This window comes from Dechloromonas sp. ZS-1 (assembly GCF_039649255.1).
In the GTDB taxonomy this organism is placed as follows: Bacteria; Pseudomonadota; Gammaproteobacteria; order Burkholderiales; family Rhodocyclaceae; genus Azonexus.
The window spans coordinates 14,347-32,760 of the sequence record NZ_JBDIYD010000006.1 but is presented as its reverse complement, the minus strand read 5'-3'; the positions used below and the strand labels follow the sequence as shown (position 1 = coordinate 32,760).

The 18,414-nt window shown below is 62.0% G+C and carries 13 protein-coding genes; 9 read left to right on the top strand and 4 right to left on the bottom strand.

What is annotated here, in order from left to right:
* The first annotated feature begins 97 nt into the window (after positions 1-97).
* From AACO21_RS09685 to AACO21_RS09660, 6 genes are all read left to right on the top strand, one after another.
* Entirely contained in the window at positions 98-1,522 is a 1,425-nt protein-coding gene (locus AACO21_RS09685; RefSeq protein WP_346192323.1) for a site-specific integrase, read from the top strand.
* Positions 1,515-4,820, top strand: coding sequence for a VPA1269 family protein (locus tag AACO21_RS09680; RefSeq protein WP_346192322.1), 3,306 nt, complete (start codon positions 1,515-1,517; stop codon positions 4,818-4,820). The genes AACO21_RS09685 and AACO21_RS09680 overlap by 8 nt, the downstream gene beginning before the upstream one ends.
* Before the next feature lie 2 nt (positions 4,821-4,822).
* Positions 4,823-5,524 carry a hypothetical protein gene (locus tag AACO21_RS09675; protein ID WP_346192321.1) on the top strand — a complete coding sequence of 234 codons (702 nt, stop codon included), beginning with the start codon at positions 4,823-4,825 and terminating at the stop codon, positions 5,522-5,524.
* A 107-nt stretch (positions 5,525-5,631) separates the two neighbouring features.
* On the top strand, positions 5,632-6,435 hold the full coding sequence (locus tag AACO21_RS09670) for an AMP-binding protein (protein WP_346192320.1): 804 nt from the start codon (positions 5,632-5,634) through the stop codon (positions 6,433-6,435).
* A 53-nt stretch (positions 6,436-6,488) separates the two neighbouring features.
* Positions 6,489-7,724: an amidohydrolase family protein gene (locus AACO21_RS09665; protein WP_346192319.1), complete on the top strand. Its 1,236-nt coding sequence runs from the start codon at positions 6,489-6,491 to the stop codon at positions 7,722-7,724.
* Entirely contained in the window at positions 7,721-9,601 is a 1,881-nt protein-coding gene (locus AACO21_RS09660; RefSeq protein WP_346192318.1) for an MFS transporter, read from the top strand. The genes AACO21_RS09665 and AACO21_RS09660 overlap by 4 nt, the downstream gene beginning before the upstream one ends.
* On the opposite strand, the gene AACO21_RS09655 is transcribed toward AACO21_RS09660, so the two are convergent.
* Positions 9,598-10,896, bottom strand: coding sequence for a diguanylate cyclase (locus tag AACO21_RS09655; RefSeq protein ID WP_346192317.1), 1,299 nt, complete (start codon positions 10,894-10,896; stop codon positions 9,598-9,600). The two genes, AACO21_RS09660 and AACO21_RS09655, sit on opposite strands and share 4 nt — an antisense overlap.
* Before the next feature lie 106 nt (positions 10,897-11,002).
* On the opposite strand from AACO21_RS09655, the gene ubiA reads away from it, so the two are divergent.
* From ubiA to AACO21_RS09640, 3 genes are read left to right on the top strand one after another with little or no spacing between them, the layout of a single operon-like run.
* Positions 11,003-11,878, top strand: a complete 876-nt coding sequence (ubiA, locus tag AACO21_RS09650; RefSeq protein ID WP_346192316.1) for a 4-hydroxybenzoate octaprenyltransferase — start codon at positions 11,003-11,005, stop codon at positions 11,876-11,878.
* Positions 11,875-13,350 carry a 4-hydroxy-3-polyprenylbenzoate decarboxylase gene (gene ubiD / locus AACO21_RS09645; protein ID WP_346192315.1) on the top strand — a complete coding sequence of 492 codons (1,476 nt, stop codon included), beginning with the start codon at positions 11,875-11,877 and terminating at the stop codon, positions 13,348-13,350. The genes ubiA and ubiD overlap by 4 nt, the downstream gene beginning before the upstream one ends.
* Before the next feature lie 43 nt (positions 13,351-13,393).
* Entirely contained in the window at positions 13,394-13,807 is a 414-nt protein-coding gene (locus AACO21_RS09640; RefSeq protein ID WP_346192314.1) for a hypothetical protein, read from the top strand.
* Between the two features lie 15 nt (positions 13,808-13,822).
* Here the strand turns inward: AACO21_RS09640 and AACO21_RS09635 are convergent, their stop codons facing one another.
* From AACO21_RS09635 to AACO21_RS09625, 3 genes are read right to left on the bottom strand one after another with little or no spacing between them, the layout of a single operon-like run.
* Complete coding sequence (locus AACO21_RS09635; protein WP_346192313.1) at positions 13,823-14,428, bottom strand: YitT family protein; 606 nt, start codon at positions 14,426-14,428, stop codon at positions 13,823-13,825.
* Positions 14,429-14,469: 41 nt separating this feature from the next.
* Entirely contained in the window at positions 14,470-15,948 is a 1,479-nt protein-coding gene (gene dacB / locus AACO21_RS09630) for a D-alanyl-D-alanine carboxypeptidase/D-alanyl-D-alanine-endopeptidase (RefSeq protein ID WP_346192312.1), read from the bottom strand.
* A gap of 58 nt (positions 15,949-16,006) precedes the next feature.
* Positions 16,007-18,091 (bottom strand): methyl-accepting chemotaxis protein, encoded by a 2,085-nt coding sequence (locus tag AACO21_RS09625; RefSeq protein WP_346192311.1) that lies wholly within the window; start codon positions 18,089-18,091, stop codon positions 16,007-16,009.
* Positions 18,092-18,414 lie beyond the last annotated feature (323 nt).

Below are 18,414 nucleotides of genomic sequence, written 5' to 3'. Positions count from 1 at the left end.
CAATTTCCTTTGGTCAGATATTTCTCAAATTTGCAAAGTAATTTTATACCTACCCTATACTTTTAACTATTAAGTTGGTTAATATGCTCTGCAATACATGTCTAAGTTACCGTCTCCTCTTCGTACTGCGCATGCGATTGTCGATGTCCCAATCGAGGGGCGACTTGGAATTGCTTTACCCATCTTGCTGCTGGCAGCGGGAGAGGTATCCGTCTTCGCTGCCTCCTATCTCCGTAATATGTTGTTCAGGGGAGTGGAGCCAGCAACCTTAGCGAAGGTAGTTAAGTCCATCGGGCTGTTTTATGACTACTACGTTCTGGAGAAGAATGCGCCAACGCTTGATGAGCGAGGGATGGCGCGCTTGGTTGCGCAGTTCTATGAGGCTCGCCTCAAAGGTTGTTTGGGTCTTGGGTGGTCCCCCGTCAAGCAGACGACGGCCAACAATGATTTGAGGCACATAACCGATTTCTCAAGCTTTTGCGCGACCAACTTCGGGCATGTTGAAGCCAATCCTTCCGAAGAGGTGCTATTGCGCCAACTCTCTGGGCCACTCCTGCATCTCTGGATGGCAAGAGCGGCTGCCAGGAAACAATGGGACCTGCTGTTTCATGCCTATGAGGCTACAGAGGAGGGGCGAGGCAAAATTCAGGTGTCGGCTTTCAGCCCCAAGAAACGCAGGGGCAAAGGCGGTGCCGCTGTCAAATATTTCCCTCCCGACCAGGTGCTCAATTTCATCTCCCACGCTCACACGGTGCGCGACCGCATGTGTTGGCTGCTTCTGTTCTTTGGTGGTGTGCGCATCTCCGAGCTCATGCATATCTACACGCGTGACATCTCGCTGAACAAGGACGATGGCACGGCGCGGGTGGTACTCGCCCATCCACAGGAAGGAGAAATTGACTGGGTGGACGCTAGGGGAACGCGTCGGCGTAGTAGCCGTGCCGCCTTCCTTCTGGACAAGTACAACCGTATCCCCCGTAACGATTTGCCTGTGCGGCATCCACTTCATGCTGGCTGGAAAGGGATGTTGCTGGAAGACCCACGGCGAGCAGAGAGTGAGGTCTATTGGATTGACCCGAGCATTGGTCGCCTCTTCTGGGAACTCCATCGAGAGTACATGCGCACGGTTCGTCTTCGGGTCGGTGATGAGCACCCTTATTATTTTGTTTCACAGCGTGGCGAGAACTTTGGGGAGCCCCTGAAGCTTTCTGGTCTGACGAAACAGTTTTACCGATGTGCAGGCCGGGCAGATATTCCTGTTCCTTCGCCCGGAGCTCATCCCCATGGCGGCCGACATTTTTACGGCTATTACGCGGCAAGCTGGCTAAAGCTTTCCAAGGAGCGAGTGCAGAAGATGATGCACCACTCGAACGTCGCTTCTACCGAGGTGTACTACGCGCTAGACAGTGCTGTAGTCCGCTCCGAGCTGGCCCAGGCACATCAGCGTATGACCGAGAGCATGCCGGCGTTTCTCCAGAACAAACAGCTCTTGCTATCAGATGAGAGTGGCGCCGATGAATGATGCCGGCCTGAAGTATTTCTACTCCCCGGTGACCAAACGCAGGGTTGCCCTCAATCCGCATCCGGCAGATTTCGCGTGGCTGCACCTTCCGACCAAGGCGGAGTTCGAGGCCGTGCTTCGTGAGCACGAGCGTATTCGCATCCAGGAGACTTGGAAGGAGTGGTCTGAGCAGGATGGCGAGTCGTGGATTAAGGGCTTCCGCGATGGCCCTAATTCTTCCCTTCGGGTTCTGGCGGCGAGGGCCGTGGCCGAGCGCCTGGGTCTCGAGAAATTTCGAGGGGTGGGCGATGAGCTGCGGAAGCTCCCGCTTGATGAACAACGGAAACTGCTCAATCAGTGCATGCCCACCTGTTACGAAGAGCTTAGGGGACTCCTAAGCCCGGCGGGCTTGAACCACGCCTATGGTCAGGACATCAGGCAAGAATTTCTTGCCGTTGGCGACGTGCGCGAGTTTGTGCGGCAGATGTGCGCTTATCGACCAGAGCAGAGTGATGACCGGCGGATGGCCGGGCGCTACTCGGAGATTCTCCTCATGCTGCGTGCAAGAGGATGGCTTCTGTTCTCGACCGCTTTCGTCCATTGGAGCGCGTCCAGCAAGTGGCGGGCAGCCTTCAACCCGGCATACGCCGGGAGCGTTGCCCAACTGTTGCGTGAAGTCAGCGGTCATTTGGATGACGAGCGCCGTGACCACATGAGTCCGGTTGAGCGGTTTGGTTGTGGAGCGGTACTCATCAGTTCAATGACCGAAATCAGCGACATGTCGGAGCCGTTCATCAGCGAGCTTGAGTCACTGTGTGAGCAGTGGACAAAAACTGCCGGGCGGGACGGTGGTCAGTTGGCTGGTGATGGCCGATGGGAATTAAAGCTGGGCAGAGCATTGCGTTCCATCTGGAATCACGTACATCCAACCCATCAGATAGCCAACAAACCCCACCATAACAAGAAGACCGTCCTCAAAACCGACGGTACTTTCGAATGGCTCGTCCAGGTGAGGCCGGACCTTCATGTCTGGGCAACGACAATGGCAAGCTTTGTCAGTCAGCGTACGTTGTCGAATTCCAAGGTGGCGCTCATTGCAGGATTGAATTTCTTCTGCGACTACCTCCTTTCACTTCCATCTCCGCCCCTGTCGCCAGAGCTGGTGGACCGTCGGCAGCACATTCATGACGTAACCTTACGCAACAAGGTTACCTACATGCAGGCCCTCTCAGTCTGGGATAGCGCAGCCAGAAGGAAAAACCTGTTTCTGGGCTACCTCCGCGAGTTCTTCGATTGGGTACGTGACTGGCTTCATGCAACGGGTAGGTCAGCCGCGGCTAGCAGCTATGTAAATCCCATCTCGACCCAGGATTACTTCGACACCAGCGGACGCCCCGGCCAGAGCTTCCGCACTGCGTTGCCGTCCTGGCTATTGAAAGAGCTGCGAAATACCCTCACCGAAGACGACTTCGCGTTCTTCCGTGGCCACCCGCGACACGACTGGGTAACGGTCTATGACCGCGATGAAGGTAAGAGCGTTCGTCGATGGTGGCCGGGCACCGCAATCTGCTTATTGGTAATGCTGGAGCTCCCTCTGCGCAGCCACCAGGCACGATGGCTAGATTCTGGCGTCCTCGATGAACTGACAGTGGACCACAAAACGGGGCTGGCAACCAAGAACAGCCAAGTGGGTGCCATCGCTGGCCGCCGAGAGGGTTGCATCCGCACGCTTCATGACACGCTTCGGCAGGAGACGTGGTGTGGCCTGTTCGTAAACACGAATAAGACGGCCATGTACAACGCGGCTACCCGAGGATACGAAATCCCCTATCTTCCGCCTGATTTGGCGGATTACCTCATGCAGGTACGGGACTGGAGCCTCCGTTATTTGCCGCCGCTGGCCGAGCCCGTTCTGTACGCGGAGTCCGGCGTCGGCCGCCATACCTATTCCTCTGGCAAGGACATTAGCCAATCACCTCGCGTGGCGCCGTTGTTTCGGGACCCCACGACCATTGAGAAGACAAGCCCGGTAGCCTACAGCAGGCTTGCCCGCGCTTATGTCCGCCTCCTGGCCGAGACCGAACAACGGGTCAAGGCGAAGTATGGGGTAGACATCGCGCTCACCGAGCCAAAGGCCAATGGCAAAGGCTTGGCGTGGAAGTACGACCTGCACACCCTGCGGGTGAGCGGCATCAGCGCCATGATTGAGAACGGCGTACCTCTTGAAGTGGTTTCCCAGTTCGTGGCCGGGCACGCCTCCCTTGTCATGACGCTGTGGTATTTCAAGAACTCACCGGGCAAGCTGAGGGATTTCATTTCCAAAGCCCATGACAAGGCAGCGGCCGAGGGGGATTTCGTCGGCAGTAGCGAGTTCCTGGCTAACGTAGAGCAGTTCTCGTCCTTCTTGCTCTCAAAGGACGGTGACCAACGTCCCCTGGGTGGCGATGCTGCCTTCATGGCGATGAAGGAGCACACAGGACTGTGGACCATCTCGAGTGATGGCATCTGTCCTGGTACGTCGTGCTCGGAGGGCGGCGTGCTTGATACGACTGGCGACCATTATGGCCCGGTGCCGGGCGGCCGCCGGTGCGGCCTGTGCCGGTTCTGGCTGACGGGGCCTGCATTTATCCTTGGGCAGGTTGCCGAAGCAAACAACCTTATCTATCAGATTCGACGGAAAGGGCTGGAGCTGGGTGAGTCCCGCGACCTGCTCATTGAGCAAACAGATGCCGGCGCGAAATCGAAGGCAGCCCATACCCGCAATCGCATTGAAGCACTTGAGCGTGAATTGTCCCTCGACATTACCGAGTGGCAGGCCAGGTACGCCTTTGCCATGTCCTCGTCGAACCTGCTTGAAGAATACGCCGAGGCCCGCCAGAACTTGGCGCAAGACAGAAATCTGCCGGCGCCGCTGCTGACAGCCAGTTCTGCCGATGAGCTCAAGGTGACCTTGCAGGAAACCAACGAGTTCGTCCTTATCGACCACGTTACCCAGATGGTGGACTTCCTGCCGGGATTTAAGAATCGAGAAGCTGTGCATGAAAAGCACCTCATGCTTGCCAAGGTGCTGGAAGCAAATGACTTGCCTCAATTCATGCTGCAACTGGATGCAGACATGGCGGAGGAAGCTTCCAACCTACTGTCATCCATGCTTCTCCAGTACGTGAAAGCTCAGGACCTATCCAAGGTCTTGTCCGGCGAACTCAAGCTCGCCAGCCTCCCCACTCTTGAGGCAGGAGTCAAGGAACTGGCCTCGTTGGCGACAGGCTCCTTGCGGGAACTGACAGCGCGGCAACTCATCCCCGTCGTGGAGGATTAAACATGTCCAAACCTAAGCAGACTGACGACCTCTTCAAAAACCTGTCTGACGGCATCACAAACCCACGCTTGAAACAATCGCTTGAGCGGATAAAGGATGCGTGCGATTTCCTCGAGAACTCACGAGTAGCTATCACGCCGACGGCCGTCGGCAAGTATTGTGAGGACCGTTGGAAGGGGCCAAAAACGCAATCCATTCGAAATGCCCAAGATACGCTGTTCCGCTATCTACAGGCACGGCGCGCGCAGCAAGTGCTTCCGGTGGCGGTTCGGAAGGAGTCCTATGAGCCCGCCATTCAAGATGAAACCATCCGGGCCTATGTGACGCTGCTCAAGACAGAGCGAGATGAGGCAATTCGCCTCAAGAATCGCATCGTCGCCGGCCTTCGGAGCCTACCTGGCCTACCTATCGACGACCTGATTGCGTCAGGGTTCAAGTCCGTGCCCAACCAGAAGGAGGCGGAGAGGGTAAGCGTTGTCAGCGATGAGGTCCGAGGGGCCCTGTCGCGCCTCTTCTCCGAGGAGAACTTAGCCTCGGTGGGTCTGGAGCTCTATCGGCAAAGGCTTCGGCATATCACGACCAAGAAGGTGCTGCTCGAGAAGGGGGACGTTGAGGCTTTGCAGGGTCTCATTCAGGCGCAGACAGAAGCCTCCCGGACAGCATCGCTACCGTCTCCGGCCTCGGTCGTCTTGGACGATATTTAGAAAGCCGAGCCGTGCTTTGCCAAATAAACGATGCGAAAGCCACAAATAGTTACGCAACTATTCAGAACAGTTGTGATTTAGATGGTGTTTCGGAAATAGTTGCTTTTTTGGGGTCTTGGCTCCCGGAAGTGGCCTACGACCGCAACTGCACCGTACTCTTCGGGACCTCGACCTTCCTCGCCAACTACGCGAAGTTCGCGCATCCGTATGACTTCTACCGCCTGCGCTACGTGGTCGCCGGGGCGGAGAAACTGGCCGACAACGTGCGGATGCTCTGGTTCGAGAAATTCGGCATCCGCATTTTCGAAGGCTACGGTGCGACTGAAACGGCGCCGGTGCTGGCGGTCAACACGCCCATGGCCTACAAAACCGGCACGGTCGGCAACCTGCTGCCGGGCATCGAATACCGCTTGCAGCCGGTGCCGGGCATTCCGGCAGGCGGCATTCTGCATGTGCGCGGCCCCAATGTGATGGCGGGTTACCTCAAGGCGGAGCGGCCCGGCGTGCTGCAGGCGCCGTCCTCCGATCTGGGTGAAGGCTGGTACGAGACCGGCGACGTGGTCGAGATCGATGACGAAGGCTTCGTGAAGATCGTCGGGCGGGTCAAGCGCTTTGCCAAGATTGCCGGCGAGATGGTCAGCCTGGAAGTCGTCGAAAAGCTCGCCACGGCGACGTCGCCCTTGCTGGCGCATGCCGTATCGAGCCAGCCGGACGCCAGCAAGGGCGAAGCCCTGGTCTTGTTGACGACCGATGCCGCGCTGGCCCGCGAGGCCCTGGCCGCCAAGGCCCGCGAACTCGGCTTGCCGGAACTGGCCGTGCCGCGCAAGATCAAGGTGGTCGATGCCCTGCCGCTGCTCGGCACGGGGAAGATCGACTATGTGACCCTGAAAACCTGGGCAGTGGCGCTGTGATGCGCGGCACGCACCCGTCCGACGGTCAACCGTCTGCAACGCCGGAAAATGGGGTGAGTCAGCCCGACCCGATGCGGCGTCGCCTGCTGGCCGGACTGCTTGGCAGCGGCGCCTTGCTCGGGGGCGGTGCGGCGCTCGCCAAGCCCTTTGTCGTCAATCCCTGCCGTGCCGCCATTCCGCTCTCCCTGCTCGACAGCCCCTGGCTGCGCCAGGCCTGGGCCGGGATCGATCCGGCCCAGCTCTGGGATTGCCACGTGCATCTGGCCGGGCTGGGTGACGACGGCAGCGGCATCGAGATCGGGCCGCAGTTATCCACGCCCTTGCGCCCGTTTCAGTACGCGCAGCGTTTGTTCTACATGAATGCCGGGTGTGCCCACAACGCGCCGGGCAAGGTCGATGGTGCCTATGTGGCCCGCCTGCTCAACCTCTGCGATGCGCTGCCCGAGGGCTTCAAGGTCATGCTCTTTGCCTTCGAGCGTTTTCACGATCAGCACGGCGCGGCGCATCCCGAGCATTCCGCTTTTTATGTGCCGAATGCCTGGGCGGCCAAGCTGGCCCATACCTTTCCGCAGCGCTTCGAGTGGGTGGCCTCCTTGCATCCTTACCATCCGGCGGCGGTCGACCGTCTGGAAGCGGCCATTTCCGACGGCGCGCGTGCGGTCAAATGGCTGCCGGCGGCGATGGGCATGGACCCCGCATCGGCGCAGTGCGATGCCTTTTATCGCGTCCTGGCCGCGCGTGGCGTGCCGCTGATCGTCCATTGCGGTGAGGAAAAAGCCGTCAAGGGCAGCGATACCCAGGCCTTCGGCAATCCGCTCCGTCTACGGCGGGCGCTCGATGCCGGGGTCAAGGTCGTGGTCGCCCACTGCGCCAGCCTGGGGCACGACCTCGACGATGCCGGGCAGGTCCGACCCAGCTTCGATCTCTTTCTCGAACTGATGGCGGAGGCGCGGGCCAAGGATCGGCTCTACGGCGACATTTCCGCAATCACCCAGCGCAACCGCGATGTGCGTATCATGCGCAGCCTGCTCGAACGGGGCGACCTGCATCCGCGTCTGCTGCACGGTTCGGATTACCCGCTGCCCGGTATCCTGCCGCTCACCGCGCCGGCCAAGCTGGCGCAGGCGGGCCTGTTGCCGCATGAGGCAGTGCGCGATCTCGATACCCTGCGCCAGCACAACCCGCTGCTCTTTGATTTCACCCTCAAGCGCCTGCTCAGCTGGCAGGGCCATTCCTTCTCCCCGGCGGTCTTTCAGACCCGCCGCCTTTTTGCTGCGAGCCAAGCATGAGCGGACAATTCGGCCTTCTCAAACAAGCGCGCTTCGCGCCGTTTTTCGCCACCCAGTTTCTCGGGGCCTTCAACGACAACCTGTTCAAGAATGCGCTGGTCGTCCTGCTGACCTTCCAGGCGGCGCGCTGGACCACGCTGGCGCCCGAACTGCTGGCCAACCTGGCAGCCGGGGTGTTCATCCTGCCGTTTTTCCTGTTCTCGGCGACGGCCGGCCAACTGGCTGACAAATACGACAAGGCCATGCTGGCCCGCCTGGTGAAAGTGCTGGAAATGGCGATCATGGCGATTGCCGCCGTCGGCTTCGCGCTGACCAGCCTGCCGATTCTGATGCTGGCGCTGTTTCTGCTCGGCTGCCACTCGACGCTGTTCGGGCCGGTCAAATACGCCATCCTGCCGCAGCATCTGCATGCCGAGGAACTGGTCGGCGGCAATGCGCTGATCGAAGCCGGGACCTTCGTCGCCATCCTCATCGGCACCTTGGCCGGCGGCTTGCTGGCCGGCGCGGTGGCGCATCCGGCCTGGATTGCTGCGGGCGGCTTCGTGGTCGCGCTGGCCGGCTACCTGACCAGCCGGCGCGTACCGGCGGCACCGGCGCCGGTGCCGGATCTGACGGTCAACCTCAATCCCTTGTCCGAAACCTGGCGCAATATCGCCTTTGCCCGCCAGAACCGCACGGTCTTCCTGTCCATTCTCGGCATCTCGTGGTTCTGGCTCTATGGGGCGCTTTTCCTCGCCCAGTTTCCGGCGTATGCGAAAAACGTGCTTGGGGGCGGCGAGGCCGCGGTGACGCTGCTGCTGGCCACGTTTACGGTCGGCATTGGCATCGGCTCCATGCTCTGTGAGCGCATGTCGGGCCGCCATGTCGAAATCGGGCTGGTGCCCTTCGGCTCCATCGGCCTGACCCTGTTCGGGCTGGATCTGTACTTTGCCTCGCCGGACGCGCTGGCCGGGACCACGCCGCACGCACTGCTCGCCTTGCTCAGCTTGCCGGCCGTCTGGCGTGTGCTGTTCGACCTGATGATGCTGGGCGTGTTCGGCGGGTTTTTCATCGTGCCGCTGTATGCCCTGGTGCAGTTGCGCAGCGCGGAAGCGACGCGGGCCCGCATCATTGCCGCCAACAATATCCTGAACGCCTTGTTCATGGTGGTGGGGGCGCTGGGGGCGGCGGCCCTGCTCGGCGCCGGGATGAGCATCCCGCAATTGTTCGCGCTGGCTGCGGTGCTGAATGCGCTGGTGGCGATCTACATCTACGGACTGGTGCCGGAGTTCCTGCTGCGTTTCATTGCCTGGCTGCTGGTCAAGGCGGTGTATCGCCTGCGCAGCGAGGGCCTGGCGCACATTCCGCAGGATGGGCCGGCGCTGCTGGTGGCCAATCACGTGAGCTTTGCCGATGCGGTGATCCTGATGGGTGCTTCGCCCCGCCCGATCCGTTTCCTCATGGATCACCGGATTTTCAGGACGCCGGTCCTGGGCTTCATCTTCCGGCATTGCGGCGCGATCCCGATTGCGCCGGCCAAGGAAGATCCCGCGATGCTGGAAGCGGCCTTTGCCGAAGCCGCCAAAGCGCTGGCGGCGGCGGATCTGGTCGGGATCTTTCCCGAGGGCAGCATTACCCGCGATGGTGAATTGCAGCCCTTCCGTCCGGGCATCACGCGCATTCTGGCGCTCAATCCGGTGCCGGTGATTCCGATGGCCTTGTCCGGCTTGTGGGGCAGTTTCTTCTCGCGGATCGATGGCGCTGCCATGAGCACCCCGTTCCGGCGCGGCCTTTTTTCGGCCATCGATTTGCGCGTCGGGCCGGCATTGCCGCCGGAAGCCGCCACACCGGCTGCGCTGCAGGCCTGTGTGGCTGAACTGCGCGGGGCGCGCCGCTAGGCCGGGTTACTGGGCAGCAGCTTGACCTCGACACGGTTGCGGCCGCCCGCCTTGGCCGCATAGACCGCGTCGTCGGCTGCCTTGGCCAGGGTGGTGAAGTCGGTGACGCCGCCGCGCTCGATGCTGCCGATCCCGATGCTGGCCGTGACGGCGAGCCCGCCGGGGCGCAGCGCTTCGAGTTCGCTGCGCAGGGTTTCGGCAAAATAGCGGGCTTTGCCGGCGTCCCGGTTGATGAGCAGGAGCACGAACTCTTCCCCGCCGATGCGCGCGGCAATCTCGCCGCTCTGGCAGAGACGCTGGAGCAGGGCGCCGGTTTCAGTGAGGACAAGATCACCGACCGGATGCCCGTGGGTGTCGTTGATGTTCTTGAAATGGTCGAGGTCGAGCATCAGCACGCTGACCGGCAGGCCATGGCGGAAAGCCTCCGGGACGCGCTGGGCCGCGATGTCGCCGAGGTAGTAACGGTTGTAGAGGCCGGTCAGCGGGTCGGTCATGGCCATGCGGCGCAGTTGCTCGCGCTGGGCTTCGGCCTCCTGCAGCAGGTAAGCCAGGTGCAGCATGTTGCTGACGCGGGCGGCGAATTCTTCTTCATCCACCGGCTTGGAAATGAAATCGTTGGCCCCGTTGCGCAGCAGGGCGATCTTGCGTGCCTGTTCGTTCAGCCCCGAGACGGCCAGAATGGGCACGCGGGCGTTGCGGTGTTTCAGCTGGCGCACGGCCTGAACCAGTTCGAGGCCGCTCATGGCCCCGGCGAGCTGGACGTCCGTAACGAGCAGGCTGAGCGGGCGGCGCTGAATGAGCGTCAGGGCCTCTTCGGCGCGCGGGCAGGATTCTGCGGTCAATCCCAGGTGGCGCAGCATGCCTTCAAAGAGTTTGGCCACGGTCGGGCTGTCTTCGACGACCAGGGCATGGCCTTTCAGGTGGCGGCTGGCGAGGGCTTCTCCTTCGCGTTGCGCGATATGGTCAGCCAGGGCTTCGATGTCCCTTTTGGCAAAAACCTGCTGAATGCCGGCGTGCCGGGCTTCCTCGATCAGGGCATTGTCCGGGGAGGAGGTCAGGAGCAGGCAGGGCGGCGCCGGCAGGTCCGGCCGTTCGCGCAAGCGCTGGGGCAACTCAAGGCCGCGGCCATCGGGCAGGGTGCCTTCCAGGCAGATGAGGTCGATGTCGCCCTGCTGTATGCGTTTGAGCGCCGCTTCGAGCGAGCCGCAATAACTGGCCGGATAGGCGAGAAAGGCCAGGTGCCGCTGCAGGACCTGGCGGAAAAACTTGGAGGCGACGACCACGAGAACGCGCATGCGATGTCCTGTCTACAAAATAGCGGCTGCCCGGATGTTCAGACTAGCAGAAAATGGCGGCGGCGAGGGCTACGGTCGACCCGCATGGGCAGGGTAAAATTCCCGGATGAACTGGCATCGCATCACCGAAAAATTCGATCTCTATATCAAGCTGACGCGCCTCGACAAGCCGATCGGCATTCTGCTCCTGCTCTGGCCGACCCTGTGGGCGGTCTGGCTCTCGGCGGCAGGGCGGCCCGAACTGGCCGTGGTGGTCGTCTTCGTGCTCGGCACCGTGCTCATGCGCTCGGCCGGTTGCGTCATCAACGACTACGCCGACCGCGATTTCGACAAACATGTCGAACGCACCAAGGAACGTCCGCTGACCGCAGGCCGCGTCACGTCGCGCGAGGCGCTCGCCTTGTTTGCCGTGCTCTGCCTGCTGTCCTTTGCACTGGTGCTGGCGCTGGGCAAGCCGCTGGTCATCGCGCTCTCCGTCCCGGCGGTTTTTCTGGCGGCGAGCTACCCCTTTACCAAACGTTTTTTTGCCATCCCGCAAGCCTATCTCGGCATCGCCTTCGGTTTTGGCATTCCGATGGCTTACGCCGCCCATCTCGACAGCGTGCCTGCCGTCGCCTGGTGGCTGCTGCTGGCCAATGTGTTTTGGGCCGTGGCCTACGATACCGAGTACGCGATGGTCGACCGCAACGATGACCTGAAAATCGGCATCAAGACCTCGGCCATCACCTTTGGCCGTTTCGACGTGCTGGCCGTCATGCTCTGCTATGCCGCCACCCTGGCCATCCTGGCGGGCGTCGGCATGCATCTGCAACTGGGCTTCGCGTATTACGCCGGCCTGGTCGTCTCGGCGGGCATCATGGGCCTGCATTACACCTGGATTCGCGGCCGCGAGCGCATGGCGTGCTTCAAGGCCTTTTTACACAACAACTACGTCGGCATGGCGCTCTTTGCCGGCATCGTCCTCGACAGGCTGTTCCGATGAAATATCACGATCTGCGCGACTTCATGTCGCAACTGGAAAAAACCGGCAAATTGAAGCGGGTGACGGTCGACGTCGATACGCACCTCGAAATGACCGAGATCGGCGACCGCGTGCTGCGCGCCGGCGGGCCGGCCCTGTTGTTCGAAAAGCCGGTAACGGGCAGCCAGCGCCACAGCATTCCGGTACTGGCCAATCTGTTCGGCACGCCGAAGCGGGTGGCGCTCGGCATGGGCGAGGAGTCGGTGAGCGCCCTGCGCGAAGTCGGCAAGCTGCTCGCCTACCTGAAGGAGCCGGAGCCGCCCAAGGGCCTGAAGGATGCCTGGGACAAGCTGCCCATGCTGAAAAACGTGCTCAACATGGCGCCGAAAAAAGTCTCCTCTGCGCCGTGCCAGGAAATCGTCTGGGAGGGCAAGGATGTCGATCTGTCCCGCCTGCCGATCCAGCATTGCTGGCCAGGCGACATTGCGCCGCTGATCACCTGGGGCCTGGTCGTGACGCGCGGTCCGCACAAGAACCGCCAGAATCTCGGCATCTACCGCCAGCAGGTGCTCGGGCCGAACAAGGTGATCATGCGCTGGCTGGCCCATCGCGGTGGCGCGCTGGATTTTCGCGATCATCAGCTGGCCCATCCGGGCGAACCCTTCCCGGTGGCCGTGGTGCTCGGCTGCGATCCGGCGACCATCCTGGGCGCGGTGACGCCGGTGCCGGATTCGCTCTCCGAATACCAGTTTGCCGGGCTGTTGCGCGGCAGCAAGACCGAGCTCACGCAGTGCCTGGGATCGACGCTGCAGGTGCCGGCCTCGGCCGAAATCGTGCTCGAAGGCGTGATCCATCCCGGCGAGATGGCGCTGGAAGGGCCGTATGGCGACCACACCGGGTACTACAACGAGCAGGCCGAATTCCCGGTGTTCACGGTCGAGCGCATCACGATGCGCAAAAATCCGATCTATCACAGCACCTACACCGGCAAGCCGCCCGATGAGCCGGCCGTGCTCGGCGTGGCTTTGAACGAGGTCTTCGTCCCGCTCTTGCAGAAGCAATTTACCGAGATCGTCGATTTTTACCTGCCACCGGAGGGCTGTTCCTACCGCATGGCGATCGTCAGCATCCGCAAGCAGTATCCGGGACACGCCAAGCGTGTCATGTTCGGCATCTGGTCCTTCCTGCGCCAGTTCATGTACACCAAGACCATCATCGTGGTCGATGAGGACATCGACATCCGCGATTGGAAGGAAGTGGTGTGGGCGATGACCACGCGTTTCGATGCCGTGCGCGACACGACGCTCGTCGATAACACGCCGATCGATTACCTCGATTTCGCCAGCCCGGTGGCCGGCCTCGGTTCCAAGATGGGGATCGACGCGACCAACAAATGGCCGGGCGAGACGAATCGTGAATGGGGGCGGCCCATCGTCATGGATGACGCGGTGAAAGCGCGCGTCGACCAGCTCTGGGATCGCCTCGGTCTTTGATTTTGTGCCACTGAAGGCGGTCGACCGCCGGAAAGGAGCTGTCATGCAGGAACCGATCCCCGTCGTGCCCGATACGGGAGGCGTGCGCCCCTCGTTGATCCAGCTCACGCATGTGATCTATGCCTTGCATGCCTGCGCCGTTTTTGTCGGCGTCACCTCGTCGGTGGCGACCGTGGCGGGCGGCTTTGTCTTTGGCTTGCCGTCGCTGCTGGCCGTTTTTCTCAATTACCTGAAGCGCGGCGATGTGGCCGGGACCTGGCTGGAAAGCCACTTCACCTGGCAGATCCGCACCTTCTGGTTCACCGCGCTCTGGCTCTGCATTGCCTTCGTGCTGATGCTGACCCTGATTGGCATTCCGCTGGCGGCCTGGATCCTGATCCCGATTTTGGGCATCTGGGTCGGTTACCGCGTGGTGCGCGGCTGGCTGGCCCTGGCCGGAGTGCGGCCGGTCCAGTAAGTCCGTGCGGAGACCTCAGGTCCCCATGTAGCGCCCGGACTTGTGATTGACCGCGATCACCAGGTTGAGGGCGATGGCGCCGAGGATGGACAGCGCCACGCTCAAGGGATCGCGCACGAAGATGCCGGCGGCCAGGATGAGCACGTCGGCGGCCATCTGCAGTTTGCCGGCACGCCAGCCGCGCGTGTTCTGCAAATGGATCACGAGAATGCCCAGGCCGCCCAGGCTGGATTTGTGGCGGATCAGCATGAGGATGCTGATGCCGGCCAGAAAACCGCCCATGACCGCCGCGAACACGCGATCGATCGATTGCAGGCTGATCCAGTGCGGCAGCAGTTCCGCATAGACCGAGAGCAGGGCCACCGCGATGAACGTCTTGATCGTGAAGGTGCGGCCCATGGCTTTCATGGCCAGCAGGTAAAACGGCAGGTTGAGCACGAAGAGCACCGGCCCGATGGCCCAGCCGCTGAGGTAATGGATCAGGAAGGCAATGCCGATGGTGCCGCCCGTGAGCAGACCGGCCTCGCGGAAAAGCAGCACGGCAAAGGCGCAGAGCAGCGGGGCAACGAGCAGGCTCTGGGCATCTTCGAAGAGGGTGTGGCGGTGGGCGGCGGTCGACATCGTAAACAGGGCAAAAATGGGCGAGGGACAGGCGGGGGGCGTCAGTCGTTGACCAGCGCGGGCGGTGTTTCGTTGCTGCGTCGTTGCGCCACCCAGGTGATCAGCGCATCGATGGCCGGCCCGCCCAGCGCGGCGCGCGGATGGTTGATCAGGAAGGTGACCGCATGGCGGCGGCCCTGGGCATCGAGGGCGTAACCGGCGGCAGTCTTGACGCCGTCCAGCGTGCCGGTCTTGATGTGGGCGCGGCCGCTTGCCTCGCCGTTGGTCAGGCGCTTTTTCATGGTGCCGTCGATGCCGACGATGGGCAGGCTGGCGATGAATTCCGGCATCACCGGATTTTTCCAGGCATCGAGCAGCAGCCGGTTGAGGCTGCCGGCGCTGATGCGCTCGCGGCGCGACAGGCCGGAACCGTTTTCGATCTCCAGCTCCGGGAAGCGCAGGCCGCGCCCGGTCAGCCATTGCCCAATGCGCTGGCGCGCCCGCTCCGGTTGGGCGGCGGTCAACTGCCCGTCGCGGCCGGATTCTGCCCCCAGCGTCAGGAAGACCTGCCGCGCCATGACGTTGTTGCTGAATTTGTTGATGTCGCGCACGGCATCGGCCAGCGGCGGCGATTCGTGCTGGGTGAACAGACGGGCGCCGAGCGGCACGTTGCCGGCGCGCACGCTGCCGGCCAGTTGGCCGCCCAGCTCCTGCCAGAGGGCGCGGATCAGGCCGTTGGCGTGTTCGTCGGCGGTCAGCGGGGCCATGTTCAGGCTGCGCTCGCCGCAGAGGGCGCTGTAAGTGCCGGTGAATTCGAGGCGGGCGCGCCCGTTTTCAGGGATCAGGCGGGTCTGGATGAGGTCTTTCCAGTTGCTCGCGCAGGCGCCGTCGCCGGCCTGCAGGCGATTATCGACACGCAGGCCCTCGCTGGGCGTTTCCATCAGGACGCGGGGGCGGCCATTGTCCGGCTGCAGTGTGAAGCGGATGGATTGGAAATTGAGGAGCAGGGCGTTCGGGCCGACGTTGTAGGGACGCATCGGCTTGTCGTCGAAGGCGCCGGGATCGATGCCGGGGATGTCGAAGGCGCTGCGGTCGAGCACGATGTCGCCGTTGATCTGGCGGATGCCGCGCGTGCGGGCCTGACGCAGGAGCGTGCTCAGGTGCTCGATGGCGAAGCGCGGGTCGCCGTTGCCGCGTAAGTACAGATTGCCATTCAAAATGCCGTCGACCGGCGCCGTGTCCAGCCAGAGTCCCGTGGTCCACGTCCAGGCCGGACCGAGCAGATCGAGCGCGGCATAGGTGGTGACCAGCTTCATGACCGAAGCGGGGTTCATCGCCCGGCTCGCCTGGTGGGCCACCAAGGGGGCCGCTGCCTCGACCGGTTGCACGACGACCGCCACCTGATTGGCCGGAATCTGCGCGGCTTTCAGGGCTTTCATGACCTCCGGGGGCAAGCCGTCGGCATGGGCGGTCGCGGCCAGCAGCGCGGTCAGGCCGGCAAGGCGACGCAGGGTCTGGTGAAACGAATGGAAGCGGGACATGAAATGAAACGGGGCGCCGGAAAAGCGCCCCATTTTAATGAAAGCCGGTCGGCTTGGGTCAGCGACGGTGCAGTTCGAAACTGGCGATCAGGGTATCCAGACTGCGGGCCGTGGCCAGCAATTCATCGGCCGCCTGACGGGCTGACTTGGCCGATTCGGTATTCTGTTCGATCAGGATGGTGATCTGCTGCATGCTGTTGGCCACGTCTTCGCTGGCCACCCCTTGCTGGCGGGCCGAGTCGGAAATGTGGCCGGCCATGTCGGTCACTTCGCGCGTGGCGGTGGTGATGCTTTCCAGGCCGGCGACGCTTTCCTGCAGCTTGCCGATGCCGGTCTGAACTTCCTGTGCGGCGCGGTCCATGCTGCTCACGGCCTGGGCGGTGACTTGCTGGATGGTCTGGACGGTCTGCGTGATGTCGGCGGTAGAGAGCGTGGTGCGTTCAGCCAGCTTGCGCACTTCGTCCGCCACCACGGCGAAGCCACGTCCGGCTTCGCCGGCACGGGCTGCTTCAATGGCGGCATTCAGGGCGAGCAGGTTGGTCTGGTTGGCGATCTCGGCAATCACATGCGTGATGTCACCAATCTTGACGATGGATTCCTTGAGTTCCCCGATGGTGCTGTTGGATTCGGTCACCGCGTCGACGACACGGGCGGTCGCCTGCATGCTCTGGCCGATATTGGCGTTGCTGTCGATCACGCGTTCCTGCGTCTGGCGTGCGGCTGCGGCGGCCTCGGCGGCGCTGGTGGCGACTTCCTGGACGGACTGGCTGAATTCTTCCGCGGTGGCGGCCACCCCTTCGACCCGCTGGTGCTGGTCTTCAGACTGGCGCGTCACCTGCTGCATGCGGCTTTCGAGCAGGCGGCAGCGCGTGTCGATATGGCGCGAGGCCTGCGCGATGTCATCCAGCATGGCCTTCAGCGTGGCCTGCATGGTGGCCAGGTTGCAGAGCAGGACGCCGGCTTCGTCGCGCCCGCCAATGTCGATCTCGTCGGTCAGCTTGCCTTCGGCGATGTGTTCGAAGGCGTGAACGGCCTGCTGGATCGGCTTCACGATACTGGCGATCAGCAGTGCGCCGCCGCCGAGCGCAGCGAGCACGGCCAGGGCCAGCAGGCCCAGGCTGATGGCGCGGATGCGCTGGTACTCCGCCTCGCCATGCTGGTGGCGCTCCTTGGCGCCGGTGCTCAGCGCCTCAATCAAGGCTTCGCCGGCTTTCTGCATTTCGCGGTACAAGGGATTGATCTGCAGCAGCAGGGTCGCGTTCGCTTCCGTGTATTTGCCGTCTTTCAGCAGGGTGCGGGCGACATTGACGCCCTCCTTCGAGAAGCGCTCGCGTGCGTCACCGAACTTGTCCAGCAGTGCTTTCTGCTGATCGGTGAGTGCGATCAGTTTCAACTGGTCGAGCAGGGCGTTGATTTCGGTGCGGTTCTTGAGCGTGGCATCGATGTGCATGTCCAGCGCGTGATCATGCAGTTTGGCATTCGGATTGGCCGGGTCGTGCTGCAGGCCGAGCATGACCTGGGATCGGTTGTCCGAAAGCAGGAACATCATCCGGTTGACCAGGTTGGACGGCAGCAGGTTATCCGAGTACATCGCCGTCATCTGGGCGTTCGAGTTGGCCATGCCGTTCAGGCCGATGAAACCGGTGACCGCCATGAGCGCCACCAGCAGGGCCAGCCCCGCCCACAGTCTCAGCTTGACGGAGAGGCTGCGTCGTCCCGTGCGGGGCAGGCTGCCATTCTGGCCGGCCGCCTTGTAGGCAGCTTCAGCCTGCGCGCGGCGATCGGCCGGGGCCGGCGTGCGCACCGACTGGTAGCCGATGATTTCGCCATTCTTGCGGATCGGCGTCACGAACGCCTCGACCCAGTAATGATCGCCGTTCTTGCAGCGGTTCTTGACGATGCCGCGCCAGGGCAGGCCGCTCTTCACCGTGGCCCACAAGTCTGCAAAGGCCGCTTCCGGCATGTCGGGGTGGCGGACGATGTTGTGACTCTTGCCCATCAGTTCATCGTGTGTGAAGCCACTGATCTCAACAAAGGCCTCGTTGGCCTGGATGATGATGCCTTTCAGATCGGTCCGGGACACCAGGTAGGTGTTGGGCGGAAACGGGACTTCGCGCTGGGTGATGGGCTGATTGTTTTTCATCGGTCGAGGAGGGCGCAACGAGGTCGAAGGGGCGGTCGGCGAACGCTGCTAAAAGCCGAGGCATGGATAGGGGCATTATGACTAAAGTCATGCTTTGCTGCCTAGTCTTATTTAAGCGGCAATAAAACAGATGCTTAGCGATGCCGGGTAGCAAAAGAAAATTGTCGAAGCACACTCTTGAAATCGATTTGGGGCGACCTTATTATTAGCACTCACCGGATGCGAGTGCTAATAAACGGCGTCGTGTCCGATCCCGGTGGCAGCCGGTCCAACCGATGCTGACCGGCCACATTCATCTTTTCTTGTAAGAGAACCAACAGGAG

Excerpts from the sequence above, each read along its gene's own strand:
- dacB (WP_346192312.1), bottom strand. The coding sequence starts at position 15,948 with ATGTCCCGCTTCCATTCGTTTCACCAGACCCTGCGTCGCCTTGCCGGC.
- AACO21_RS09675 (WP_346192321.1), top strand. The coding sequence starts at position 4,823 with ATGTCCAAACCTAAGCAGACTGACGACCTCTTCAAAAACCTGTCTGAC.
- ubiA (WP_346192316.1), top strand. The coding sequence starts at position 11,003 with ATGAACTGGCATCGCATCACCGAAAAATTCGATCTCTATATCAAGCTG.
- AACO21_RS09625 (WP_346192311.1), bottom strand. The coding sequence starts at position 18,091 with ATGAAAAACAATCAGCCCATCACCCAGCGCGAAGTCCCGTTTCCGCCC.
- AACO21_RS09640 (WP_346192314.1), top strand. The coding sequence starts at position 13,394 with ATGCAGGAACCGATCCCCGTCGTGCCCGATACGGGAGGCGTGCGCCCC.
- AACO21_RS09655 (WP_346192317.1), bottom strand. The coding sequence starts at position 10,896 with ATGCGCGTTCTCGTGGTCGTCGCCTCCAAGTTTTTCCGCCAGGTCCTG.
- AACO21_RS09660 (WP_346192318.1), top strand. The coding sequence starts at position 7,721 with ATGAGCGGACAATTCGGCCTTCTCAAACAAGCGCGCTTCGCGCCGTTT.
- AACO21_RS09635 (WP_346192313.1), bottom strand. The coding sequence starts at position 14,428 with ATGTCGACCGCCGCCCACCGCCACACCCTCTTCGAAGATGCCCAGAGC.
- AACO21_RS09680 (WP_346192322.1), top strand. The coding sequence starts at position 1,515 with ATGAATGATGCCGGCCTGAAGTATTTCTACTCCCCGGTGACCAAACGC.
- ubiD (WP_346192315.1), top strand. The coding sequence starts at position 11,875 with ATGAAATATCACGATCTGCGCGACTTCATGTCGCAACTGGAAAAAACC.
- AACO21_RS09685 (WP_346192323.1), top strand. The coding sequence starts at position 98 with ATGTCTAAGTTACCGTCTCCTCTTCGTACTGCGCATGCGATTGTCGAT.